This is a genomic window from Candidatus Uabimicrobium amorphum, assembly GCF_009002475.1.
Classification (GTDB): Bacteria; Planctomycetota; Uabimicrobiia; order Uabimicrobiales; family Uabimicrobiaceae; genus Uabimicrobium; species Uabimicrobium amorphum.
In genome coordinates, this window is sequence record NZ_AP019860.1 from 5084337 (window position 1) to 5108455 (window position 24119).

Consider the following 24119-nt stretch of genomic DNA (forward strand, 5'->3'; position numbering starts at 1 on the left):
CTTTTATTCAGAAAATACGTTACTTAAATAGGGCGTGTTGTCAATTAACTTTTATAGGCAAACTTCGGGACTGTCATCAATTAAAGAAATTTCCTTTACTGTGTCATCCCGCACTTGATGCGGGATCCACGCTTTTTGAGAGAAAAAACAATAAAAGAAAAAAATTCTTATGTAAAAAGAAAGTCTTATTTTTATTGAGTTTTGTACTTTTATTTGTGGATTCCTGGTCAAGCCAGGAATGACACCATATGCATATTTTATTTACACTTAGTGTTCTTAGCTAATTGATGACATGCCCTACATAAAATTGGGTAAACAGATAAACATCTTTAAATTAGGAGGTACGCTTTGAGATATCTTGTTATTGTTTTGCTTGCTAGTATGTTTTTGCCACAAATGAGTTTTGCTGATGAGAAAAAATCAACTTCCGTAAAACTTTCAAAAGAAACAAAAGGGAAAGTAAAGTCCGCGATAGACCGTGGGGTGCGCTACTTGCGTTACTCCCAAAACAAAGAAGGGCATTGGGGACATCCAGGAGTAACAGCTCTTGTTTTGTATTCTTTTTTTCTAAGCCCTCGCAAGTATGGTCCTGATGATGGACCATGGGTTCGCAGACCGATCGAACACCTTGTGAGTTTGCAGAAAAAAAATGGAGGCATATATGCAACGAATTTAGGCAACTATATTACCGCGGTTGCTCTACTTGCATTGTCGGGGAATCCCGATGTGGCAAAACAGCATGAAGATGTTATCAAGAAAGCACAGCAATATTTGGTTGATTTACAGTGCGATGAAGGCGAAGGCTACGATCCTGCAAAAGATCCCTTCTATGGTGGAGTTGGCTATGGTGGAGATGAACGTCCTGACCTGTCGAATACTCAATATGCAATGGAAGCACTACATGACTCAGGCCTATCGAAAGACCATGAAGTATATAAGAAAGCCCTGATTTTTTTACAACGTTGCCAAAATCGTACCGAGAGTAACGACCAAATTGGTAAAGGCTGGGTAGCTAATGACGGTGGATTCGTATATTATCCTGCAAATAGCAAGGCAGGAAGTGATGGTAGCAAATATCGCTCTTACGGTAGTATGACTTACGCGGGTATTAAAAGTTATATTTATGCAAGCGTAGATAAAAATGATCCACGTGTTCAAGCGGCATATAAGTGGATAGCAAGTAACTACGACCTTAGCGAAAATCCAGGAGGTGTCGGACACAAAGGACTTTTTTATTATTACCACACCTTTGCAAAAACCATGAGTGTTTACGGAGAAGATACCATTACCGACGATAAAAATGTTGTGCATAACTGGCGTGAAGATTTAGCCAAGGTTTTGCTTGAAAAACAACGTGAGGATGGATCTTGGGTGAATACACAAGATAAATGGTGGGAGGGTGATCCCCGATTGGTTACGGCTTATGCTGTACTGGCATTGTCTATTTGTTACAAATAACAAATAAATCTTGATAACTGCTTGAATAACTAGTATATTGGCATTGTCAAAAGTATAATTTCTAGCAGTTCAATTTTAGTTGTGGCAAACCTATGGAATTCCAAATTACTTCAGAATTTAAGAATTACGAAACAATCGGGGATGTAGCTATTCTAAGCTTCATTGGTTCTGTAGATCAGAAAAGTATGCAAGTCATTGAAGCAAGTATTAGTGAGTGCTACTCCAAAGATATCAAGTTTTACATTTTTGATTTTGGGCAAACTCACAATATAAATAGTACAGGTATTGGTGTTCTAATCAATATCACTTCTCAAATTGGCATGGCAAGTGGTTGTGCTTGTCTCATAAATGCAGATAAGTTTAAAAACTTGATAGAAACAATCGGGCTTTCCGATCGACTACCTATCGTCGGAGACGAAGAAAAAGCTATCGAGTACATTAAGAGTAATTTATAAAATTACTACCACTTTTAGGAATTAACGAGAATAATCTCGTTATTCCTAAAAGCATCCCTATGAATCACCACCTCTCTGCACATATATACGAAAACTAATCTTCTTATCAAGGAAATACTCTGCGAGCCAATATATTTGGGCGTCTTATCGCTAATAGCTTATTTGTAATGCTATTTATGGGAAAAAAATTTTTTTTACTCTTGACATTTCTTCTACAGAAAGGTAATCTATTCACAAATTTACCTTATATGTATTTTTAAATTTTATTTTTCTCTTGAGTTAAGCATGATATTGAGACTCAGTGTCAATTAAAGAAGACGCTCATATCAATTTGTCTATAGCTCCTTGTAATCAAAGTCTCTCCTCTACTTTGATGAAAAAACAAAGCATAAACTTCCTTTTGTGCTGTTATTAGTGAATTGTATTATTTTGTAATTTTGTATTATTGTTTTTGAGAATGAGACTCAGTTTCTCTTCAACTGCAAAAATCCGTGTGTAATTAAAGTTACTAAAAATTGAGTTTCTACATCATTTTTGAACCAATCGAGGCTACTGAAGGTAGCCTCTAATTTTTTGCCCACATTTAAAAACTTTTCCATAGCAAATTCAACCGTCAGTGTAGATCCCTCAATGGCCTGCATACCTTAGATTTCGTTCAGCACTTCAAATAAATTTAAATCATTTTGCAAGATCATACTACCACTTCTTTGATATAATAACATCAACACATGAATTTACAGAACTTCTTTATGCATTAGTAGAGGTAAAGATGAAGTATATAATATATCTTTTTTTCTTCTCTCAAATTCTGTTCTGCCAAAATTTAGACTGGCAACCGGTAGAGAAACTCAATAGCAAATTACCGCTTTCTATACGAGTTTTTAGTGCGCAAAATGACATGACGCCCATACGCGCTTGGTATGTTGATATTGATTTGCGAAAACATGATATGGAAATGCAGGCAGTTTTAGCAGAAAACTCAAAACGAAAACAGCCTGTCACTCGATTTGCGAAGGAACACGACGCTTTCGTAGCTATCAATGCCGGATATTTTGGCGTAAGCAAAGGACAGGGAATTTCCTATAGTTTTATTGCGAATAACAAAAAAATACTGTCAAACAACGTGTCTCAGTTTTGGCGTAAAGGAATCGTTTACTATCCAACACGAAGCATTTTTGTTGTAGACCAATTTGGTGTAGCGGATATCTTTTGGGGATATAAGTTTCAAGGAGATTTACTCTCATATACATCTCCCAGCCCCATTCGGGAAGGTCAAACACAACCACAGCCACACAAAACTTTTCCAACGCTTGGAACGAAAACTTCTTTTCACATGGGCGTAGGAGGAGGACCAATGCTGGTATACTCTAGATTACCTTCTGTTACTTGGGAACAAGAAGTTTTTTTTGGATCAGGAATAGGGAACACCACGCAAAAACAACCTAGAACTGCTCTAGGATACACTCCCGATCAGCATTTATTAATCGTTGTTGTGGATGGAAGACAAACATCCAGCGCAGGGATATCTTTAATTGAATTGGCAGACATTTTTGTAAATCTAGGAGCTGAGAAAGCACTAAATTTAGACGGAGGAGGTTCCTCCACTCTTGTTATCAATGGAGACTTAATTAATCGACCGCAAGGAGGAGAAATCGAACGAGAAGTGGCTTCTGCAATTGTCATTGTTCCTAAGACCTCTTTTTGACGTTTTCAAACCACGCAAATTTCCTCTATTTAATCAAAAGTAAAACTATAAAAATGAGAGCTAAAATTTAGCTCTCATTTTTCAATGTTCTCAGAGTAAGAATGTACATAGCATCACAAAGGCGAAAATGGTTGCCTAATTGCGATGTTCGATTGTATAGTTAAGCTCGGTAAAAGACTTTGTCGATAAACAAAACGATATCGCGATTATTTGAACAAATTTCCACATTCATTAAACAAAGGAATTCGCATGTCCAATGAAAAATGGATTTCCACATCTTTAGGGTACGACATTGCCTTAGTAGATAACAATATACTTTGTCGCAACGCCAAAGGTAAAATCGTCAAGACCCTTCCCAAAAAAGTCAAAGAACTTCCCGAAACAGAACAGCTAAAAGAATTGCAACAGTGGCTCACGCAGCGCAAAATACAAATTGCACAGCAAATTGAAACTTGGTTTCAACGCTCTCTGCCAATTTCAACGAAAATTTTGTGTATTTTATGGCAAGATAAGCTATGGCAAAATACATTGGAAAATCTTGTGGTATGCCCTGTTGAAGACGATCATATCGAGTTGTCTGCCTGTGGTTTTCTCAAAAATATCTGTGCCGAAAAAGGTGTCGGTATTATCAATGTTGATGGGGAAACGGAGTGGTTGGGGGCTTCGTATATTGTGATTCCCCACCCTATTTTAATTCCCGATCTTGCTGATTTAAGGGAACTCGCTACAGAGCTTGATTTAGAACAAAAAGTTTTACAACTTTTTCGTGAGATTTGGGAAAAAAATAGCAATGACAAATCGGAATCCAAAGAAATTCTCAACTACGACAATGGGCATTTTGAACAGCTATTTTATGCCATTACACGTGCAAAAAACTTAGGGTATAAAGTTTCAGGTGGTTATGCGACATGCCTTATTTGGGAGCGAGGAGAGAAAACAGAAGCTCGTTATTGGATTGGAGCAGAGTATCCAGAATACGAAACATATACAGGTGAGCTTATTTGGGTAAATGAAAAAGGTAAAAGTTTAACGTTGCAAGAGATTGGCCCGATTGCTTTTTCTGAAGGGCATCGCATGGCGAGTGCTATTTTTGCTCAGCGCAAGAAAGATGAAGAAAAATATCCTGTGGATTTACCGCCTCCTGTTGCTGAAAGTAGCAACCCGCCACAAAAAATAGCGGCTCTATCTACAGCGAAATTGCTAGAAGCCGGAGGTGTGGCGGATCATGCATATAAAACAAAAAAGTATAAATGCGACATGGTAGAGGCTCGTTACTATGTACACCCCGTTTTAGAAGAGGAAACCATAGTCATTACCACGAAGAAATTAGGTGCAGGTGAAGACGCGCTAATGAACTACTATGGTTTTTCGTTGACAAAAACGCTAGGTAAGTTAGGAAAACAAATAAATCGCGCCATGGGTTTTCCCGAATGGGCTTTGGTCAATGACAGCAAAAACGCCAAATATGCACTGACGATTCTCAAAGATTTCAAAAAATGCGAAAAGCTTATCAAGAGTAAGCCTGGACATGCGAAAACCGCATTTGATGACTTGGCAAAAGAGTTGGCAAAGACAGCTCCGCATTTCTTGCCCTCTTTTCATGAAGAAGCGGGACGAAGGTTTATTGACAACAGTAATCAAAAATATGCGGCGCAGTTTTTCGCCAAAGCGCGTAGTGCAGAAAAAGTATATGCGCTCAAAATAGATGAAAATGCACGGCGTGAAACCTTTTTGGAATTTGCTCTTTGCGGGGCAGTCACCACTGCTAGTTTGAAGGACTACGCCAAGGAGTTGCAAAAGTTATATTCTGCCAAAGAAGCGTACAATCACTTTCAAGAGTTGTGCAGTAAGAGAATTTGTGGTGGAGTACCGCCATTTGTTGGTATGGGAAAACTCCTGGCATCGTTCACCAAACAAATAAAAAACGCGCAGGCGTTGGAGAAAGAATTTCTCCATAGTATCATTGAAGCGCCCATCCTGAACAATGCACCGTTGGATTTTTGGAAGTATTATCAAAAAAATATTGTTCAGCTGTGTAAGACCGATAAACATCTACATGCGAAATTGTTATTTCTTTTTCCGATGAAACATAGCAAGTCGGAAAACTACGCTTTTTGGCTGAATTTATTGCGCGATGTTGGCGCCTTGGAGGCGCTGAAAGACAAGAAATACTGCAAAAACCATGACATTAAGACAATCGCTTGGCTAGAACAAACGATTAACTATTGCAATCGCGTAGATTACTATTCGCAGGACAACGTGTGCAATGAATTATTTGCGATTATACGTGACTACCACAGTGCTTTTTCTAAAGAGTCGCTTTCTCTGCAATCGTCTTTTAAAAGGTGGCAGTACGATACGCGAATTACCGTAGATGTTGATTTATTGGATTTATTGCTCGAAATGCAAATAGATATTGCACCTTCTACGAAAACAATACTGATGAGCTTTGATAGGTGGTTGTCGCCTAAAATTCCAGGGCCAGATAAAAGCCGTGAGCTTGAGTATGTGGCGACAAATACTGTATTTCGACCCATGCTGATGCGCGCATTGGGAAATTTGATTTATTGTGACGATGAAAACGAACGTATCGGTCTTGAGAAACAAATTTATAAAAGAGCCCATTTAAAAGAGATGCTCGAAGAGTATCTACTGAATACAATTGAATCTTTACAGCAAGGTTACGTTTTTGAATATGTCCACAATACCGAACTTCTTGCCTGTTCGCTCACACCTAATACACAAAAACTATACCCTAAAGTGAAAAAAGCTTTGCAGAAAAGATCTCCTATTGCCAATATTACACGCAATTTACAAAAGGGAATTTTGGCAGAATACGGTTTAAAATCGTTGGATAGTTACTTGCAAAGCTTAGATGAGAAAGCGCGCGATGAAGTCAAGATTAGCGGTATATTCCCGTATTTGGTGGTGTTTCACGGCGGAAAAATAGCTGTTTTAGATAGCAGCAAAACAATAGCGGAGTACGACATTACGATCGCCAAAGGGTTTTCCTACCAAAAAGCTTTTTTTGTTCATGATGATTTACTGGTGATTTTGCGCAAAACTTGGTCGGAGCACATGTGTTATTGGATGTCAAAGCCGCAAAAGAAGTTCACCTACAATGGCTCTTACTACCAGACGATATATGGACTTAACGAATTGTGTCGTACCCAAGAACCAAGTCTATATCCATATCTTATCAAGCCTCGCAGTGACGAGTCTTTGAGTGCCCTGGATGGACGTCAAATACTGTTTGACGGTAAAAAATATTGGGCGTGTACATGGAATATGCAAAAGAGACAAGAAGAGTTTTGTGAGTGGGATCTGGAAACGAATAAAGAAGGGCGGGCTTCTTTGCCTAAATTTTTTGATGAATTTTTACAAGACGAAGACACTTTGCTGCATCGACAATGTCAACTGCACTCACTACCTAAGCAGATTTCCAAATCTATCTTAGGGCAAAAAGGAAAACTTTACGGACTTCGTGTGAAAAAAAACAACGACATCACCTTTGTCGAAAACATTTGCAGGCAAACATTTCAAACGAGTAGACACATCGAGCCAGATGCTGTCATTTGTATGCCACAGCAAAAAGAAACACTGGCACTTTGCGTGAACGACTCGCGATCAGACGCTTTTGTTGTGGATGAAGATGGATACACACTTTCTAGTTATAGCTACTTTACGTTGCCTGCTTTGTGGTGGCATTTATACGATGTACGCGACGAAACAGCGTCGAAATTTTTGCGTAAGATTTCCAAAAGCAAAGTCGAAGAGATATACAAAGCGTGTAAAAACCTGTATGAGTTGGATGCGGATGAAGATAAACAGCAGAAAATTCATCGCGAACAATGTAAGGCCATTGCCGAAAAATTACCTAAGATAAAAAATGAACGTATCATTGACAGTATAACACAGTTGTTGAATTCTATCGTGCACCGCGAAGCACAACTAGAAAGTCTTGCTAAACGCAACGAGAGTGTGGCGGGGGTTATTATCGAGCGCCGTACGATCGCCCCTATATTGTACCAGTTGAATGCCCGGCGGCACTATGGTTATAGTTCTGAAAACAATTTATACCCATCACTGCAACAGGTAAGTGATTTTGTGCAGTCAAACAAAGACCAAGTATCGACAAATACGATTCTGGGATGGAATAAATTTTTAAGCGGAATAGAAACTTTGGGGATGATGGCCTTGTCTCCTATTCTAGAAGATCAACAACGTGAGAGCTTATGGCTATTTTTAGAGAACATCGCCGCATTTTTCCCCAAAAAAGCACAGTTAAAAACATATGTGACAAAGTATGAAAAAAAATATGAGGGATCTAATTTCGTGTTGCAACGCGAAAAAAATGCCGTATTTATTATGAACTTTGTTTCGCAAGGATATTACTACCAGGATAAGGAAACACAGGTAACGATTAGTGAAATATCTACGGCAAAGAAACCAACACTTGTTGCATATCACTCGTTGCAAGAGGAAATCTACACGCAGCAGTCCTATGTGGGAAGTAAAAAAATACATGACTTGTTAGAAAAATTGCGCGATCAGCAATGTTTTACAATTACTCCGCAAATTTTAGAAATTTTTGCACAGGAAACAGGAGTTTCTCGAGGGGGCGCTTTTTATATTTTGAATGTTTCTATCGGAAATCAATATCTGCATGAGTCTGACTACGCAAAAACAGTGCGTGATCAACTAGGCCTTAAGGCAAAGGAAATGAAAATTGCAGAAAAAGAGATTCCCAAATTGAGTCTGACACAAATTAATCATCTGTATGAGGGCGTTTTAGAAACGTATTGGAAGTCTAGTAGTATGGAAAAAATGACGCTGCTTTTGGCAAAAAATTGGAATAAGGTTGTTGGTAAACGCGAACCCGTTTCTTTGGCTCTTTTAGAAAAAGCCAAGAAAAAGTTTGCCACAGGAGACTACTATTCGCAGAAAATAGATTACACCAACTTTTTACTGATAGCAAACGGTAGCATTAGTGAGCACAGCTACGCCAATGATGGCAAATGGAACATTGCCGATGATGGTGAGTTGACAAATAGCTGTGAAGATACACCATGCTTTGATGAAGAGACACTCAAGACGTTTTGTAAGATGACCTTGTGGTTGCAGACAAAGCTTGCGGTAGGCGATGCACTGGCTCCAGGCTTGGCGAAATTGTACGCACAAACAAAAGAACGCATGAGTAACAAAAGTTTTGTGATGTGTCTGGAACGACAATGGTTAGAGGAGTCACCGAAAGACGAAGGGAAAACTTTACAACTTCTCACCACGATGTTAGGGAAACCAAAAAAGAAGAAGTGCAAACATGGTGAGTCGTTCATATGGAACAAAAAATCTTACGATATCGTTTTGTATTTGCGCGGTAAGTATTATTTCACATTTTATTTTTTAATACGTCCGGCGTTGTTTGTCGAGGAGGACGTATGGAGTAAAATGACAGCAATTGCCCCTCGCTCAAAAAGGGCGCTTAGCAACCATTTTTGTATTTCATTGCTCAAAGATAAGGCGTTTGCTGCGGTAATAAAACGCATGGAAAGCTCACCTTTGCGGCACGGAGAGTTCGAAGCCAATCCCGAAAAATCTGCGCCAAAAATCGTAGCAAAAGTACAGAAAAAATACAAAATATCTAGCGAGGCGGCGACCTTATATTTACAAACACTCACGCTTGCTGAGCCTACAAAAGCAAACATATTAGAGTGGAATCACTGGAAAACAGCACAGTACAAAAAGGCCACCACGGAACTCGTAGACAAGAAGTTACTTCTACATGCGAAAAGAAAACGTGCGGGACGTGAGCACTTTTTGCCGGGAGCATGGCTCGATCTCAAAGCGCCGCATTTGCCACTTGAGTTATGGAAGCTCCCATTATACGAGGCATGTTTGGATGAAGAAAATCGTTTAGTGACACCTTTGGGAACTATAGTGGCGACAAAGTGCGTGCATCAATTATTTAATGATGCTTGGCAACGAGTCGTCGATGGTGATATTCCACAGTGGGAGAAAATGTAATGGGCAAACAAACACAACGCCAAGCAATTGAAACTCTCTACAAAAAAGAGCTCGATTTTTTAAAAGTGTGGGACAAAGGGCCACGTCCCAAGGGGTGGCAGATCACGCCACGCGCTGCGGTGAAATTTATTCTCGGTGGAGAAAAGTTGTCGTTGAAAAAGGGCACAAAAGCACCGGCGAAAATTCCCAAAAATTTACAAATTACCCGTAAATTTGTCGGCAATACTTCACTTGTAGAGCGTTGTGTTGTCACCCTTGCTGGTGAGCGCGGTCTTATTCTTGTGGGGGAACCTGGGACAGCAAAATCGATGTTGTCAGAACTACTCGCGGCTGCGATCAGTAACAATAGTGCTCTTACAGTCCAGGGGACGGCGGGAACAATAGAGGAGCATTTTCGCTATAGCTGGAACTACTCGTTACTACTTGCTGAGGGATATTCGATAAAAGCGTTAACACCATCGGTCGTGTTGCAAGGTATGCGACAAGGGGCCGTGGTACGCATAGAGGAAATTACGCGTTGTTTGCCCGAAGTTCAGGACGCATTGATTTCTATTTTATCTGAACGACGCCTAGTCGTACCGGAGATTGAGGACAGCACGGGAAATTCTCTTATAGAATACGCACAGCAAGGTTTTAACGTTATTGCGACAGCGAATCTACGCGATAAGGGGGTTTCGGAAATGTCCGCGGCGTTAAAAAGACGTTTTAATTTTGAAAATGTTCATCCTATTGCCGATCAACAACAAGAAGCGGACTTGATTCGTTCCCAAGCGACGACATACCTCGCAAATGAACAACTTACGTTTGAGTTAGATGATGTACTTTTAGATGCTCTTGTCACTTGCTTTCGCGATTTGCGCAGTGGAGTTACGGAGGAAGGGTGGAGCGTGGAACGTCCAACGGCCATTATGAGTACCGCGGAAGCTGTGAGCATTGCCTGCTCGTTGTCGCGCAAACAAAGTTATTTTTCTTCTGCAAAAGACATTGTTCGCGATCTTCCTGGTTATATTAAGGGCGTTGTCGTAAAAGACGAACCAAAAGATGAGGATAAAATTCTGCGCTATTGGGACGGCCCCGTTCTTGAACGTACCAAACGCAACGAACGCATATGGGAACAGTTGTATGAACTACGCGACGAACTATCGTGAGAGATGTCATGGAAAAAACAAAAAAAGTACCTGAGTTGCAAACAACTTTGCAACTGCTGGAAAGTGAAAGACAGCCTTTTATTATTGGAATTCGTCACCATTCTCCCGCATGTGCTTACATGGTGGAGCGTATACTAGAGGAGTACCATCCGCAACACATTTTATTAGAGCTTCCGGTATTTTTTCGCAAGTGGCTACCTTTTTTAAACGACAAAGATATTCAAGCTCCGGTGGCTCTTGCAGGGGGAGAAGAAAATCGTTTATTTTCTTTTTATCCTTTGGCAGATTTTTCTCCTGAGCTCGTCGCGATTCGTTGGGCATTACGCAATAATGTTGCTATTGAGCCTTGCGATTGTTTTGTGGAGCGATCCCCTGTGGAAAATGACTCGTATGTGATACGCAACGATTATGTTCTCCACCACCTCTTAGATCAATTTTCATGTAAAGATTTTTCCTCCCTGTGGGATAGTGTTGTGGAGACCGATAGTGGTGATCCATGGAAAATACGTCGCAATGCCTTGCGTTTGGGGTGGGCATTGCGCGTAGATTCTTTTCTCGATGAGAGTATTGATCGCAGCGATTTGATTCGCGAGACTTTTATGCGCCAACAATTGCAAAAATATCCACAACAGCAAAAAGTCGTCGTCATTGTGGGGGCTTTTCATGCCGCGGCCTTACTTCGCCAGCCTCTTTTGTGGCAAGAGACCACCGGAAAAATTTGCGAAGATACTACCACATCTCTGATTCCTTATTCTTTTGATCTTCTTGATTCTCGTTCTGGTTATCCAGCGGGAATACGCGATCCGTTGTGGCGACAAGGAGTATGGGAAACTCTTAGGAATAGTGGCTGTATCGAAGATACTATGGCAAAAGTACTCACACAAATTTGTCAGGCGATTCGCGATGAGGACCATTGTGCAGGAACACCAGATGCCATTGAAATATTACGCATGGCCAAGGACCTTAGTTCTTTACGCAGCCTAAAAACGATTGGGCGCGGCGAGTTTTTAGAGGCGATCGAAACTTGTCTTACCCAAGGGGAAATATATGGTCGCGGACAAATTGTTGCGCGCGCGTTACAAAAAGCACTTGTCGGCGAACAGCGCGGATTTCTCCATAAACGCGTGCCGCGAAGCGGTTTGTACGCGAATATCGAACAGAATCTACAAATCCTGAAATTACCTTCTTTGCCACAATTGGAGAAACAACCCAAGCAACTTGTGTTAGATCCACTTCGCTCTTCTCTGGATTATAAGCGCCACGTGTTTTTTGAACGTTTACATTATGTGGGAATACAATTGGTGGAAAAACAAACCACCCAGCAAATTTCTGTTTCGTCGCCACTTACCAGTAAATGGAGTATCGCGTGGAATCCCGTTGTGGAGGCACAAATTCATACATATGCCATCAATGGTGCGAATATCACACAAGTATGCGAAGGGGTATTGCGTCAACGACAGCAGGATGCGAACAATGAGGTGTATTGTTTGGAATTTGCCTGTCATTGTATATTGCCACAAAGTGCCCGTAAAATTTTGTGTAAGCTATATGAGACACCGCAAAAATTACACGTAAATCACCAAGTATTGATTATTTTGGAAAAGATCCGAAGTGGACTCATACCGGGTTTTGAGCAAAGCGATCTCGGAGAAAAAACATATGAAAAATATGTGCAGCATTTTTACGAAAGACTTCTTGCTTCTTTAGAAGGGATCGGGAGTAAACCTGAGGACCTTGCGGTTATGAAAGAAGTTGTACAGTATCAAATTCGCAATAGTTACGAGAGCCTGTACTTAGAAGAAATACTACAGCGTTTTTCTCGTTGTGAGAGCTACATGATTCGCGGAATTTCTCATGTGGCGCTTGTCCTTTTACAACAACAAACCGTTGCTGATTTTGCACATTGTCTTTGCTCGTTGTTGAGGGAGGCGCAGTATATCGAAATGGCAAAAAAACTTTGCGACTTTTTGCAAGGAGGGATTTATCTCGCCGACGAATTATTTGCGCTACAGCACGATTGGTTAAGTGACTTTTTTGACGAAATAGAAGTCATGGATGATGCACAATTTTTGCAGCGTCTTCCGTTTTTGCGTCAGGGATTTCTTCCTCTTTCGCGTACCTCGCGTCACGAAGTTCTGTCATGGCTAAAAGAACGCTACGACGAGGATCTAAATATTGTACATTCCACAAGAAATACACCGCAGTGGGTCGAACAGGACTTGTATGCACGGCAACGACTTTGTGAATTGGGTTTTGAGATGCCGACGCATCACGAAGTGACCACTCGCAATAAGAAACACATAAAAAAGACAACGAGAGAGCAGCAAATCTCTCCCCAAGATCGTTGCTCTCTGATTTTTGGATATGCGCCGCGGCATAGTGGTTTTGCTTCGCAGGTGGCGTGTTGCTTAGATGAATTATATGGTTCGCAGAGTGGTTCGCCTACGGAAAGTGGCTTTCCCACGATTCGCGAATGGAAAGAGGAGTTGCAAAAGTTTTTTCAACAACAAATTTGTGACGAAGTTCTGGCCCAGTCAGCAATGCAAGGCCGTATTGCCGCTATTAGTGAAATTAATCCACAACAAGTGACAGCATCTATAGATCTGCTGGAACAAGTTTTGTCCTTAAAAGGTGCCGCTTCCGAAAAACAACTACAGCATTTGCGAAAATTGGCCAATCGTATTATTGACGAACTAACACAGGAACTTTCTCAAAAAATTCGTCCAGCGTTTACTGGCTTATCTACTCCTAAACCTACGATGCGCAACACCGGTAAAATACATCTAAAAAAAACCTTAAATGCCAATCTGAACAATGCCTATTATGATGCGAAGAATCGTTTGCACATTGTGCCAAATAAAATATATTTTCAAAATAAAGTAAAGAAAAGTTTGGGATGGCGCATTGTACTCGTTGTGGATATTTCCGGGTCGATGGAGCGCAGTGTCATTCACAGCGCCATCACCGCATCTATCTTAGCACGCCTTCCCGCTTTATCTGTGAACTTTGTGGCTTTTAACACCGAAGTTATCGACTTTAGTGAGCGCGTTCAAGATCCTTTGGATTTACTCTTTCATGTGTCTATTGGCGGAGGAACTTTGATTGCCAAAGGACTGAACTATGCACGAAATTTGATTGAAAAGCCAGCGCAGACGATTGTGGTGTTGATTTCTGACTTTGCCGAGGGCGGTGCGGTATCTCATCTTTTGCACGAAGTCGATGCACTGAAAAACACCGGTTGTCATCTACTGGGGCTGGCGGCGATTGACAATAGTGGCCAGCCGTGCTATGAAACAGCTATTGCTGAACAAGTTGTGAGTGCGGGTATGCCGGTAGCTGCTCTTACACCATTGGAGTTATCGCGATGGATTGCAAAAAAAGTAAGCAAATAGAACGTCCAACAATTACGCAGTTGTTGTTGGCGGATTTTACCGAAAATTTACCCCGACGCATTCGCAAACGCATTGAAAAATCTCCGCAAGCTGCAGAGAACTGGAAGTGGAATCGCGACGGAGACAATGTTGTTATTGAGAGTGAAAAAGGAGAACGCATTACGCTTTGTGGCGAAGTACTCAAGGAACCGGAACAAGTGACTTGTAGTTGTTTGCTAACACCTCGTTGTTATCACGTGTTTGCTTGTCTGGCGGTTCTTGAAGTGACCGACGATGCCACACAAAAAGTTGCACAGCCGGAAGCCCCTGAATTTAACACAAACAAAGATGTGGCTATTAGTGAAGAACAATACGATGCCGGTGTTGCCGCACTAGACACTCTTAGCGAAATTCTCGCGGGTGGTTGTTGTAATGCCGGTCTTATCCTCGAAGCAAAGTTATTGCGGATTATTCATAGGGCAAAAAGTGTATCGTTGCACCGTTTAGCGGCAAATACAACGTATTTGTATAAACAAATGCAAAATGTAAAAGATAAAAAACCCCATGATGTTGTTGGTGCCATGCGCGAAAGTTTGCTCACTGCGCATATTTTGACGACAAAGGAGACGTGTGAGGTCAAATGGATTGGTATTGGTCGTCGTTCGTACCGAGAAATAGATCAACGCAAACTTTTTGGTATTTTTTCGTTACCGATTATTAGCGACAGTGGCTACACAGGGGTGAGCACTTGGTTTACTGACGAAGATCACAATTTATGGAGTATTAACTCTGTGCAACCAGGTACTCGCGAGGAAATATACACCTATTATCATTCTGCTCCTGACTTGGGAGATCTTAGTATGACGCACCACCACTTGAGTCGTAGCCAAATCTTTATCAAAAATGCGCGCGCTTCTTTTGATCATCGTCTCAGTGCTCACAAAAATGCTAAGGCCGTAAGTGGTGGTGCGTGCAGTTGGGATACACCGTTGATAAAAAAATTATGGGATATTCCTCTCGAAGAGCAACTTTCTGTCTTGGAAGAAAAGCAACAGGGATTTCTGTTTTTTCGTGGAAAAATAGAAGGTGTTCGTGAGCACTACATATACCTACAAATTGCAAATGATTGTTCTTATGAGCAGTACAAATGGAAAATTTCTTTACCAAAGATCCCGTCTTGTTTAGAAGCGCAAAAAAATTACGAACGTTTACCTCTAGGCGAAGAATTCCAATGTATTGCGCGTAAAGAATATAGCAAAATTACTCTAGTTGCCCTGCGTTTTGCCACAGAACATTATAACTTTTCACTAGATTGTTTACCCAGAGTGAAAAATGCCTGTGTCATCGCTGCAACCCCTGAAGTTTCTTTAAGTCCTATCGACTTATGCAAGCGCAGAATTCGTGCCGCGGTTCTTTGTGGTGTGTCGTCGTTCGCAAATGATCTTGCTCTAAATGTCAGTAAGGAAAGCTTTGTATTACAAGAAAACATGTTAAAAACCGCGGTGGCTCTTTTACAAGGCGTTCATAAAGCAGCGCAGCGCCCACAACGCAATTCGATTGGGTATCGTCGCGAATTAGATGAAAAACAGTTTGCCTCGTCGTGGTTGAAATTGGCGATGTATGAGAAATTTTTTGTGGAAAAAGATATTTTACCTAGGGCATGCGATGCATAATACTGGCAGTAGGAACATTAGTTTGTTCTTGCTACTTTTGTTCGTTGTCGGTAAACTCGAACTAAGTTATACGACTATGCAGTATTACATTTAAACGAATGTATCTATTTTTATGGAGAAATCATATGAAAAAGATAATGCTCATGCTGTTTGTTTTTATTGTTGCTTCTTTTAGTTCTGCGGATACATTTAGCCGTAAAGACGGCCAAAAACTAGATGCCGATATTAAGTCATTAAAACTCAACAAAAAACTTGAGGATATTTTGACGGTAAAAGGTTGGCGCAAACAAAGAAAAAAGGCTGGTTTGTCGAAGAAAAAACACAAAACGGGTCTTGCTGATGTGCTAAAACGAGTGGAAGCAAATCACAAAAGTATATCGGATAACAAAGACAACCTTGTTTTTCCCGATGTCTTTTCACCTAAAATTACCAAAGCGGCGGATGTTACCAATGCCGTTAAACTTGGACGAGACGGGTGGAAACAGGTCAGTAATCTCATGAATGAATTAAATAAAGCCGCGGATCTTGCGGAAAAAGCTGCGGAGGCATTTGGTGAGGAAAAAGAAACGTTAGAAGAAAATGCGAAAAAAAATAAGAAAAAAATTGCCAAAATGCAAATCGCCATAGACGCTGTGAATGAGTTAAAAGACGAAGCCGAAAAATTTAGCAAAAAAATAAAAAAAACAAAACCCAAAAAATGGCTGAAGAAATTCCAAAGCAGTAAAAAAAATGCGATTGCCTTCGTCCAAGCAACCGATGAATTGAAGAAGACAGGTATGAATCCGTTAGATTTGATAAAAGCGATGGCTCTATTAAACGCTGTTTTCAGCGGAGGTATTACCGATGTTTGCAGTGACTACGAAGGTAAAGTTATTCCCGAATTAGAAAAGCTACGCAACGATCCACAGGCGTTGGCAAACAAATTTAACGGTACCTATCTAGCAAAGGATGCTGGTACACGACGTGTCTCGCAAAATACCAGTAACATTATGAACTGGAAAGGCACTTTCGGTGTAGACTTCCCATATGACACCGGTGATATTGATGATGTGATCACCCATTTCGATGCATGGGGCAATGGTGGTGATGCATGGACGCCCGAAAATGCGGTGGAGCAATTAAACACTTATATTGAAGATATAAACGCTTTAAAAGGTTGGGCGGTCGCCACCAGTGCTCAGTGGGAAAAAGATAAAACAGACTAAACTAAATTACTTTATACACCAAATGATATATTTCGATATTTGATTTGTAAATGCATAGTATAAGCACGCTAGTAGAATGGCGTGCTTTTTTGTTGGGAAAGATGTCCAAAAGCGTATGGTGTGTAGGTCAAAAGTGGCGTGGTTTGATTTAAGGGAAGTTAGTAAACCCGTCTATAAATATCTAGACGGGTTTTATTTGTTCTATTACTTGTCTTTATTGAGATGATTTTCGACGTCTTTATTGCGAATTTGTCGTAATTCATCTTCTAGTTTATATTCTTTGGCGTTGTATTCTTCTCTTGTGCTATCGCGGTTTTTGCGATATTCACTGTAGTATTGATCTTCTTTTTGCCAGCGCTGTCTTCTATTTTGGCTACGTTGTTGCTCTATTTGACTGATGGCCATGATATCATCGAACATATTCATCGCAAATTGTTTTGCATCCACGGTAATGAAAAGTCCGCCGCTCATACGTACACCAGTACTCGTCTTGTGTGAGACAAGTGTTACATGTCCCAAGCGACCGATGATGTCCATCGCAATTTTTGTGGTTTTTTGTTCTAGTTCGCTATTGAGTTTGTTTGTTTCGTTACGTAGTTGTTCCAATTTATTTTCATGAGCGTCTCTTAGATCATTCAAAGCCTTTTCTTTGGCTGCTCTTAATTCTTCAAGCTCTTTTTGCTTCGCGAGATATTCCTCGGAAAAAGGAACGCCGGAGTTATCAGCAACTTTTGCGGTTGCCGATACACTTTCTTTGGCTGATGTTGCGTAGTCTGAGTGTTTTCCCATCACGCTATAAAGTAGGAAATAGCCAAATACTTTTGCATCCAAACTGAAGATAGATGTAGGGCTCGAAAGTTGTACTAGTTGGTTGGTAACATTACCATTGACTCCGTTTTGCATGTTGTCAATGACGTTTTGATCGCTAGAAATAACAATATGGTCATTGGTAATGGCAACACTAACTGGTTTCCATTCAGGTGTGGCAATCTTGTAGACGCCATCTTCTTTTTGTACAGGTATCGGAAACATTTGCATTTCAATCATCTTGTCCAATAAACCTTGCACTTTTTCGTGATTTGTAATACCAATGTTGACACTCCCATTTATTTCTTTTAGAGAGTCGGGAGTAAAGTTTGCCATATCGACGTTTCCGGTGATCGCAAAACCCATTTCACCAGTAAACAGAGTGACCAACTCTGTAAAAGACATGCCAAACATTCCCTGGGCTTGTTGGTTGGCTTCTTCCATTTGTTGTGGAGGAGCGAAAGAGCTCAGTGATTCCATCAAGGAAGGAATATCTAGCGCAGTACTGAAATACATCAATGGTGATTCGTTGAGTGCGAATAGAAGATTTGGAACATGACTGTCTTGTACATATGTTCCCAAAACAGCGCTCTTGCTCATGTGGAAATAACTTTTGAACTGTAGAGAGTTGCTGTGCAATTCAGCACCGATTGCCAAAGCAGGTTTTCCTGACATTTGCTCAATTAATTCTTGGTTACCACCCAGAGGAGATTTCTTTAAAATGGTATCGATATTTACATATACCCCAAAATCTTTACCAAAATTTAGGCTGCTGACACTTTCTTGGAAAGTGGCGTTACCGGCGAGTGAATCTTCGGTTTTTGTTGCCGCCAAACCTTTTAGGAATTCAAGAGCCATTTTGCGATAACGATAACGGTCGGCAATAAAGAAAATCATTTGATCGTCGCGTAAAGCCATACCTGATTTGAAAGATCCGTTGTTGGGGTAGATGAGTTCGGCATCACCGACTTTTTCTATTCCTAACTTGTCACCTTGTTTTTCTGATATTTCCATAACAAAGTTGCGAAAGAGTTCTTTGTCGTTTAAGGTAACGGTAAATCCAAGGTACTCTTTTTCCGCATCGAAAACCACGAAACCGCATGGTTTTGTGATATCAATACCTTTTTGTGCTAAACCTTCTGGAGTAAAAAGATTCGCACCTGTTACTTTGGTGACTTCACCAACCATTGCGTTGTAGACATCGCTGTATTTATTGATGATGTCTTCTTTTCCTAGGCGTAGGGTCAGGTCGTCAAGGTTACTTGCCATGACCGCGACCCAGGTATCGCTAGGAATTATTTTGAGTGCTTTTGCTTTCTCTAGAACGTTGGCAAAAGAGAAAACACTGCACAACATGGTTAGTATGATTAAAGTTTTTTTCATGAAAAACTCCATATAAACATAGATGCTTTTACAGTTTTGTAGAACTGCAAAAGTAAAAAAGTTATAAACGGTAGATGGTTAGACACTCAAAAAACAAAAAAGTTTCATAATAGAAGGAATATTTATTGCGAATTATTCTATGACAAATAAAACTTGTTTGTTCTTTACTTCTTCACCATCTTCCACGCATATTTCTTTTATTTTTCCTGTTTCAGGTAAATCTTCGCCGCTATATAAAATTTGGTTAAATGTTTTCATTACCTCGACAAGTCCCAGTACTTGACCTTTTTTTACCTCGTCACCTACATTGACATAGCAAGGTTCTTCTGGTGTTGGTCGGCGGTAAAACATGCCGTCGGTGTGGGCAACGACAACATTTTTATTTTGCATTTCTTGTTGCGCATCGGCTTCGCTCGCCGCTGTTGTGGTAAGGCTCTCTACATTTTCAATGTGGAATAGTTCCTGTTCATATCCCACATTTGTCGATTCTTCACGATTTGTGAATTTTATGATTCCCTGAACGTGTTCCGGCAATTGTAACGGAAATTTTTGTCCTAAGATACGAATTGTTCCACAAGTCGTTTTACTGTTAATAAGAGCACCATTTCTCGGTGGATTGCAGTAAACACCAACTGCGGGAGATTTTACCACAAAACCATTTTGCGTAGCTTCGCATATTGCTGTTTCCATATCTTTATCCTTGCAATGCGTTTATATCATGGATTGACCAAATACGTGGATTTTTGATTGTGCGATACCCTGTTGTTTGGTAGCACATTTCACTGATGGTTTCTAAGTATTCACGCAATTCGTGCATAAATACAATTTCGTCTGTGTCCATTTGCCGTGCGGAGACAATAGGGTCCATATCTTTTTCGATACGGGCCTGAACATCCGCCATGCCCTTTTCTATTTTGGCGCGTTCTTCAGGGTCAGATGTCGCAATTTCAAAATTATCGTCCAAACGTGTATTGTAAGTTGCAATGGCCAATGTTTTGCCATCCATTACCGACAAGCGCGTGATGGGCGTAGATATTTGTAACACGGGATCGTATGGGGCACCTGCTAAGGCATAATAACCCGCTCCGGAAGCTTTGCGTAGCAAAACGGTAATCATCGGAACTTCGTTGTTAGAGTTGGTGTATAGCAAGTTGGATCCATATCCAAGGAGTCCTTGTTTTTCGGCTTCGGCACCAATGTCAAATCCCGATATATCTTGCAGCCAAATAATCGGTATACCATCGGAGTTGCATGCACGCGAAAAGGCCGAAATTTTGGCAATACCTTGTTGGTAGAGGATACTTCCTGGTCTTTTGCTTCCTGCTTGGGTGGGATGGTCGGTTAGGTATATATTGTTGGCGATAAATCCCATGTACAAACCACCTATTTTTCCCACACCGCAAATCATTTCTTTGCCTACGTCAGGTAATATTTCCCAAAACAAACTATTGTCTACCAAACGTGCGATGACTTGTCGCATGTCGTATGCTATGCGGTAATCTTTGGGGAATAGACCTTGTAACTCAGTTGCCGGAAATAGAGGGTTTGCCGCTTGTCCTCCGTATCGGTAGTAATCTGCTGCAGAGGAAGGTAGTTTTTGTATTTCACGTCGGATGTTTTCTAGTAGCGTTTCATCGTTGGGGCAACGGTAATCGGCACAGTTAGATATATGTACGTGAACGTCGGGTCCTCCGATGCCTAGAGAGGTCATTTTTTGGCTTTTTGCTCCCTTGATGAGTGCCGCTCCGGCGATGACCATGTATGCTTGTTCGGTCATATACACGATGTCGCTGATAATGGGCATATAGCCTCCACCAGCAATACAATCGCCAAAAACGCCGGTAATTTGAGGAACCTGGTGACTACTCAGCAGGCTATTCATTTTGAAAATATGTCCCGCTCCGGTAAAACCTGGAAACGATTTGGACTGTTCGGGAAGATACAATCCGCTACAATCCACGAGATAGACAACAGGTATACGTAGTTTTAGTGCGATTTTTTGTGCACGTTGTATTTTTTCGGGCGTTTGTGGCCACCAAGCGCCGGAGGCAACTGTGTTGTCGTTGGCGATTACGACTACGTATTTGTTGGCTACGCGAACGAAAGCAGTGATGACACCTGCTCCGGGAGAAGTACGCCCGTCAAAATCATAGCCGTAGTTGACAAAGGTACCGATGGGAAATACTTTAGAACCTGGATCTTTGAGTTGTTCGATGCGCTCCCACGCTGTGAGTTTCTTTTTTTTATGTATGCGCTCAACATACTTTTCTCCCCAACCCGAAAATACCTCTTGCCTTTTTGCTGTGTAGTCTTTTTCCAGTTCTACCATGTGGTCTTTATTTTCTTGAAAGACCTGGGAAGAAGTAAATTTTTCAATAGGAGATCCAAGGCGTTTTAGTAATACTCTAGCCATAATTTTTCCTTGAAGTGAATAAGTGAAGAGATTGATTGGAGGGAATACCTCCATATTATTTTGAGGAAAAAAAGTGAAGTTTGAACTAGTTATCTAGTATTCAAACTTCACTTTTTTGTGAAAGTGGTGGAGGCGGTGGGATTTGAACCCACGTCCTGCGACAGTTTGACAAAAGCTTCTACGTTTGTAGTCTATTAATCAGTTTCGTGTATATTTTGCTAATAGACAAACGCCATACACACTAGCCATCAAAAGTTTCGCTTTATTTTCCTCAGGCGTAAAAAATAAAACTATCTCGCTATTTTTTAAGCTACGACCGTATCACGCAAGAAAGACACAGGAGCTGAAGGTTGCTTATTAAGCAGCCATTCTTAAAGGTGCGTTATTTTCTGCACTTAAATTTATTTCCAGGGTTTTACGAGGCCACCTGGAACCTCGAAACGCCACTCTCATCAGCACTTTGCCCAGTCGATACCATATTCGCCCCCGCTTGTAGAAATCTAAAACTTAAACTTGCTAATTTCACGTTGCGCTTCGCGCTTTTTAAGGGTTTCTCTTTTGTCAGCAGTGTCTTTTCCTTTTCCAAGGCCAAGTTCTAATTTGGCGCGGCCATTTTTTAGATAGACACTTACAGGTACTAAAGTAAAACCTCTTTGTTGCAATTTTGCTTTCAAACGCCGTATTTCACGTTTGTGCATTAAAAGTTTTCGCGGTCGTAATGGATCGTGATTTGAATACCCACCTTTTTCGTAGGTTGAGATATTCATATTGAATAAAATAAGTTCTTCATTTTTATCTATCTTACAAAACGCATCTCCGATGTTGACCTTACTATTGCGGATGGATTTTATTTCCGTCCCCACAAGAGCAATTCCCACCTCAAACCTATCAAGAATGTGGTAGTTGTGAAATGCTTTTTTGTTTTTTAAGATGATTTTGATGTTTCCTTGTGCTTTTTTCATGTCGGACCTATTTTATACCAAATTAGTTTTAGTTTTGCCAAAGAGTACCATATTTACAAGAGGTTGTCAATATTTACTCCATGATAATCGCCATCTGTTGCGACGGGTGCCGAAATAAAAGACTTTCATTACGGTCAAGGTTATTTGATTTTTCTATTTAAATCGCTGTCTGTTTTGCAGTAACAGTTTTAGTTGGCGTACCTTTTCTTGGTTTCGCGGTACACCCAAGCCATTGCTGTGAATTTCGATTAAAAATGCAATTGCTTCCGGCTCGCGATAGTTCGCTGCTTTCTCAAACCATTGCAAAGCCTTGATGTAATTTTTTGCTCCACCTTGTCCGTAAAAATGCATACGACCCAGGGCTGTCCATGCTTTGATAAAATTTCGATTTGCAGCGTTTAAAAACCATCGTTGGGCATTGGGGTAGTTTTTTTCTTTCAAATATAGATTACCCATCGCATACATTGCGAAAGGATTTTGATTTTCTATGGCCTTATTAAACCAGTTTTTTGCTAAGGAAATATCATTGAGCGTTAGATGAATATTTCCCATTAGGAACATGGAGTGCGGATCGTGCAATTCAATCCCTTTTTGTAACCAATTTTTTGCTTGTTGTATGTTTTTAGGAACAAATTGCCCATTCAAATGTAGATTGGCCAAGAAATGTATTGCCTGTAAATTGTCGAGATCTGCCGCCTGCTGGTAAAGTTCAATACCTTGTTGTGGATTAAATAGCGGACTTTGCCTCACAAAGTGATATTGTGCAAGGTTTCCTATCGCAAGACCGTTATTGTTTTGCGCTGCGCGACGGAAGTAATGAATTGCCGTTTGTAGGTTTTGTGGCACTCCCTGTCCTGAGGAGTACATGGATCCAAGGCTTGTCAAGGCAGGAGCATAACCTTGCTGTTCAAGTTTTTCAAAAAGTTTTCGCGCAAGAGGCAAATTCTTACCGACACCTAACCCCCAATAGTTCATAACGGCAATCGCAAAAATACTAAAATTGTCTTGGCGATTTAGTAAGCGGTCATATTGTGATTTTGCGATGGATTGGGCCAGTGAGATATTTTGCATAATGCCTCTGCCTGAGTGCAGCATTCGTGCACGATGAAATAAATAGTGCGGATTTTGTTGGTCTATCTCGTAAGCTTGTTGGACTTTTTTCCATGAAACATACCAATTGCCATTGTTGTATGCACGAAGTGAATCTGCAAAATATTGTTGTTGCGACTGTGTCGTTGTTTTCGTGGGCGTTTTTTTTGCTGTTGTTTGTTTTGCATTTTCCGTTTTTGATGTTGTATTTCGATTTTCAGCACTTGGAATCGCCCACCACACAAATACTGGTAACAATATACCTACCACAAAAGAGCCAAGAACGGCCGGCAAATTTGTTCTTTTATCTTCATCCATAATACTACCATCCCAAACGTTAGTAACAATCTACTCAATAAGTTGCAAAGCACAAAATCATACACTATACTATAATTTTCTATGGTACTATTTTAAACTTTTAAAAAC

Annotated in this window: 13 protein-coding genes and 1 other RNA gene; 8 read left to right on the top strand and 6 right to left on the bottom strand. The window is 40.7% G+C overall.

Annotation, left to right across the window (positions count from 1 at the left end):
- Positions 1-348: 348 nt before the first annotated feature.
- From UABAM_RS18405 to UABAM_RS18440, 8 genes are all read left to right on the top strand, one after another.
- Positions 349-1458: a prenyltransferase/squalene oxidase repeat-containing protein gene (locus tag UABAM_RS18405; RefSeq protein ID WP_151969476.1), complete on the top strand. Its 1110-nt coding sequence runs from the start codon at positions 349-351 to the stop codon at positions 1456-1458.
- Positions 1459-1550: 92 nt separating this feature from the next.
- Entirely contained in the window at positions 1551-1913 is a 363-nt protein-coding gene (locus UABAM_RS18410; protein ID WP_151969477.1) for an STAS domain-containing protein, read from the top strand.
- A gap of 769 nt (positions 1914-2682) precedes the next feature.
- On the top strand, positions 2683-3618 hold the full coding sequence (locus UABAM_RS18415; RefSeq protein WP_151969478.1) for a phosphodiester glycosidase family protein: 936 nt from the start codon (positions 2683-2685) through the stop codon (positions 3616-3618).
- 249 nt (positions 3619-3867) lie between these two features.
- Positions 3868-9642, top strand: a complete 5775-nt coding sequence (locus tag UABAM_RS18420; protein ID WP_151969479.1) for a DUF4132 domain-containing protein — start codon at positions 3868-3870, stop codon at positions 9640-9642.
- Complete coding sequence (locus tag UABAM_RS18425) at positions 9642-10790, top strand: ATP-binding protein (protein WP_151969480.1); 1149 nt, start codon at positions 9642-9644, stop codon at positions 10788-10790. Before UABAM_RS18420 ends, UABAM_RS18425 begins: the two co-directional genes overlap by 1 nt.
- A gap of 8 nt (positions 10791-10798) precedes the next feature.
- Positions 10799-14182 carry a DUF5682 family protein gene (locus UABAM_RS18430; RefSeq protein ID WP_151969481.1) on the top strand — a complete coding sequence of 1128 codons (3384 nt, stop codon included), beginning with the start codon at positions 10799-10801 and terminating at the stop codon, positions 14180-14182.
- The gene (locus UABAM_RS18435) at positions 14155-15834 is read left to right on the top strand and encodes a hypothetical protein (protein ID WP_151969482.1); all 1680 of its coding nucleotides are present in this window, start codon (positions 14155-14157) and stop codon (positions 15832-15834) included. The genes UABAM_RS18430 and UABAM_RS18435 overlap by 28 nt, the downstream gene beginning before the upstream one ends.
- 125 nt (positions 15835-15959) lie before the next feature.
- Positions 15960-17039 carry a hypothetical protein gene (locus tag UABAM_RS18440; RefSeq protein ID WP_151969483.1) on the top strand — a complete coding sequence of 360 codons (1080 nt, stop codon included), beginning with the start codon at positions 15960-15962 and terminating at the stop codon, positions 17037-17039.
- Positions 17040-17243: 204 nt separating this feature from the next.
- On the opposite strand, the gene UABAM_RS18445 is transcribed toward UABAM_RS18440, so the two are convergent.
- The 6 genes from UABAM_RS18445 to UABAM_RS18470 form a co-directional block, all read right to left on the bottom strand.
- Positions 17244-19229 (bottom strand): hypothetical protein, encoded by a 1986-nt coding sequence (locus UABAM_RS18445; protein WP_151969484.1) that lies wholly within the window; start codon positions 19227-19229, stop codon positions 17244-17246.
- Positions 19230-19361: 132 nt separating this feature from the next.
- Positions 19362-19919 (bottom strand): acetyl-CoA carboxylase biotin carboxyl carrier protein, encoded by a 558-nt coding sequence (locus tag UABAM_RS33775; protein ID WP_229759274.1) that lies wholly within the window; start codon positions 19917-19919, stop codon positions 19362-19364.
- Positions 19920-19923: 4 nt separating this feature from the next.
- Positions 19924-21642, bottom strand: a complete 1719-nt coding sequence (locus UABAM_RS18455) for an acyl-CoA carboxylase subunit beta (protein WP_151969485.1) — start codon at positions 21640-21642, stop codon at positions 19924-19926.
- Between the two features lie 124 nt (positions 21643-21766).
- Positions 21767-22130, bottom strand: a transfer-messenger RNA (tmRNA) gene (gene ssrA, locus UABAM_RS18460).
- 12 nt (positions 22131-22142) lie between these two features.
- Positions 22143-22604 carry an SsrA-binding protein SmpB gene (gene smpB / locus UABAM_RS18465; protein ID WP_151969486.1) on the bottom strand — a complete coding sequence of 154 codons (462 nt, stop codon included), beginning with the start codon at positions 22602-22604 and terminating at the stop codon, positions 22143-22145.
- Between the two features lie 153 nt (positions 22605-22757).
- Positions 22758-24011, bottom strand: coding sequence for a tetratricopeptide repeat protein (locus UABAM_RS18470; RefSeq protein ID WP_151969487.1), 1254 nt, complete (start codon positions 24009-24011; stop codon positions 22758-22760).
- Positions 24012-24119: the final 108 nt, after the last annotated feature.

Bases quoted from the DNA above. Each gene is read 5' to 3' on its own strand.
- UABAM_RS18410 (WP_151969477.1), top strand. From the start codon at position 1,551: ATGGAATTCCAAATTACTTCAGAATTTAAGAATTACGAAACAATCGGG.
- UABAM_RS18415 (WP_151969478.1), top strand. From the start codon at position 2,683: ATGAAGTATATAATATATCTTTTTTTCTTCTCTCAAATTCTGTTCTGC.
- UABAM_RS18420 (WP_151969479.1), top strand. From the start codon at position 3,868: ATGTCCAATGAAAAATGGATTTCCACATCTTTAGGGTACGACATTGCC.
- UABAM_RS18425 (WP_151969480.1), top strand. From the start codon at position 9,642: ATGGGCAAACAAACACAACGCCAAGCAATTGAAACTCTCTACAAAAAA.
- UABAM_RS18430 (WP_151969481.1), top strand. From the start codon at position 10,799: ATGGAAAAAACAAAAAAAGTACCTGAGTTGCAAACAACTTTGCAACTG.
- UABAM_RS18435 (WP_151969482.1), top strand. From the start codon at position 14,155: ATGGATTGCAAAAAAAGTAAGCAAATAGAACGTCCAACAATTACGCAG.
- UABAM_RS18440 (WP_151969483.1), top strand. From the start codon at position 15,960: ATGAAAAAGATAATGCTCATGCTGTTTGTTTTTATTGTTGCTTCTTTT.
- UABAM_RS18445 (WP_151969484.1), bottom strand. From the start codon at position 19,229: ATGAAAAAAACTTTAATCATACTAACCATGTTGTGCAGTGTTTTCTCT.
- UABAM_RS33775 (WP_229759274.1), bottom strand. From the start codon at position 19,919: ATGGAAACAGCAATATGCGAAGCTACGCAAAATGGTTTTGTGGTAAAA.
- UABAM_RS18455 (WP_151969485.1), bottom strand. From the start codon at position 21,642: ATGGCTAGAGTATTACTAAAACGCCTTGGATCTCCTATTGAAAAATTT.
- smpB (WP_151969486.1), bottom strand. From the start codon at position 22,604: ATGAAAAAAGCACAAGGAAACATCAAAATCATCTTAAAAAACAAAAAA.
- UABAM_RS18470 (WP_151969487.1), bottom strand. From the start codon at position 24,011: ATGGATGAAGATAAAAGAACAAATTTGCCGGCCGTTCTTGGCTCTTTT.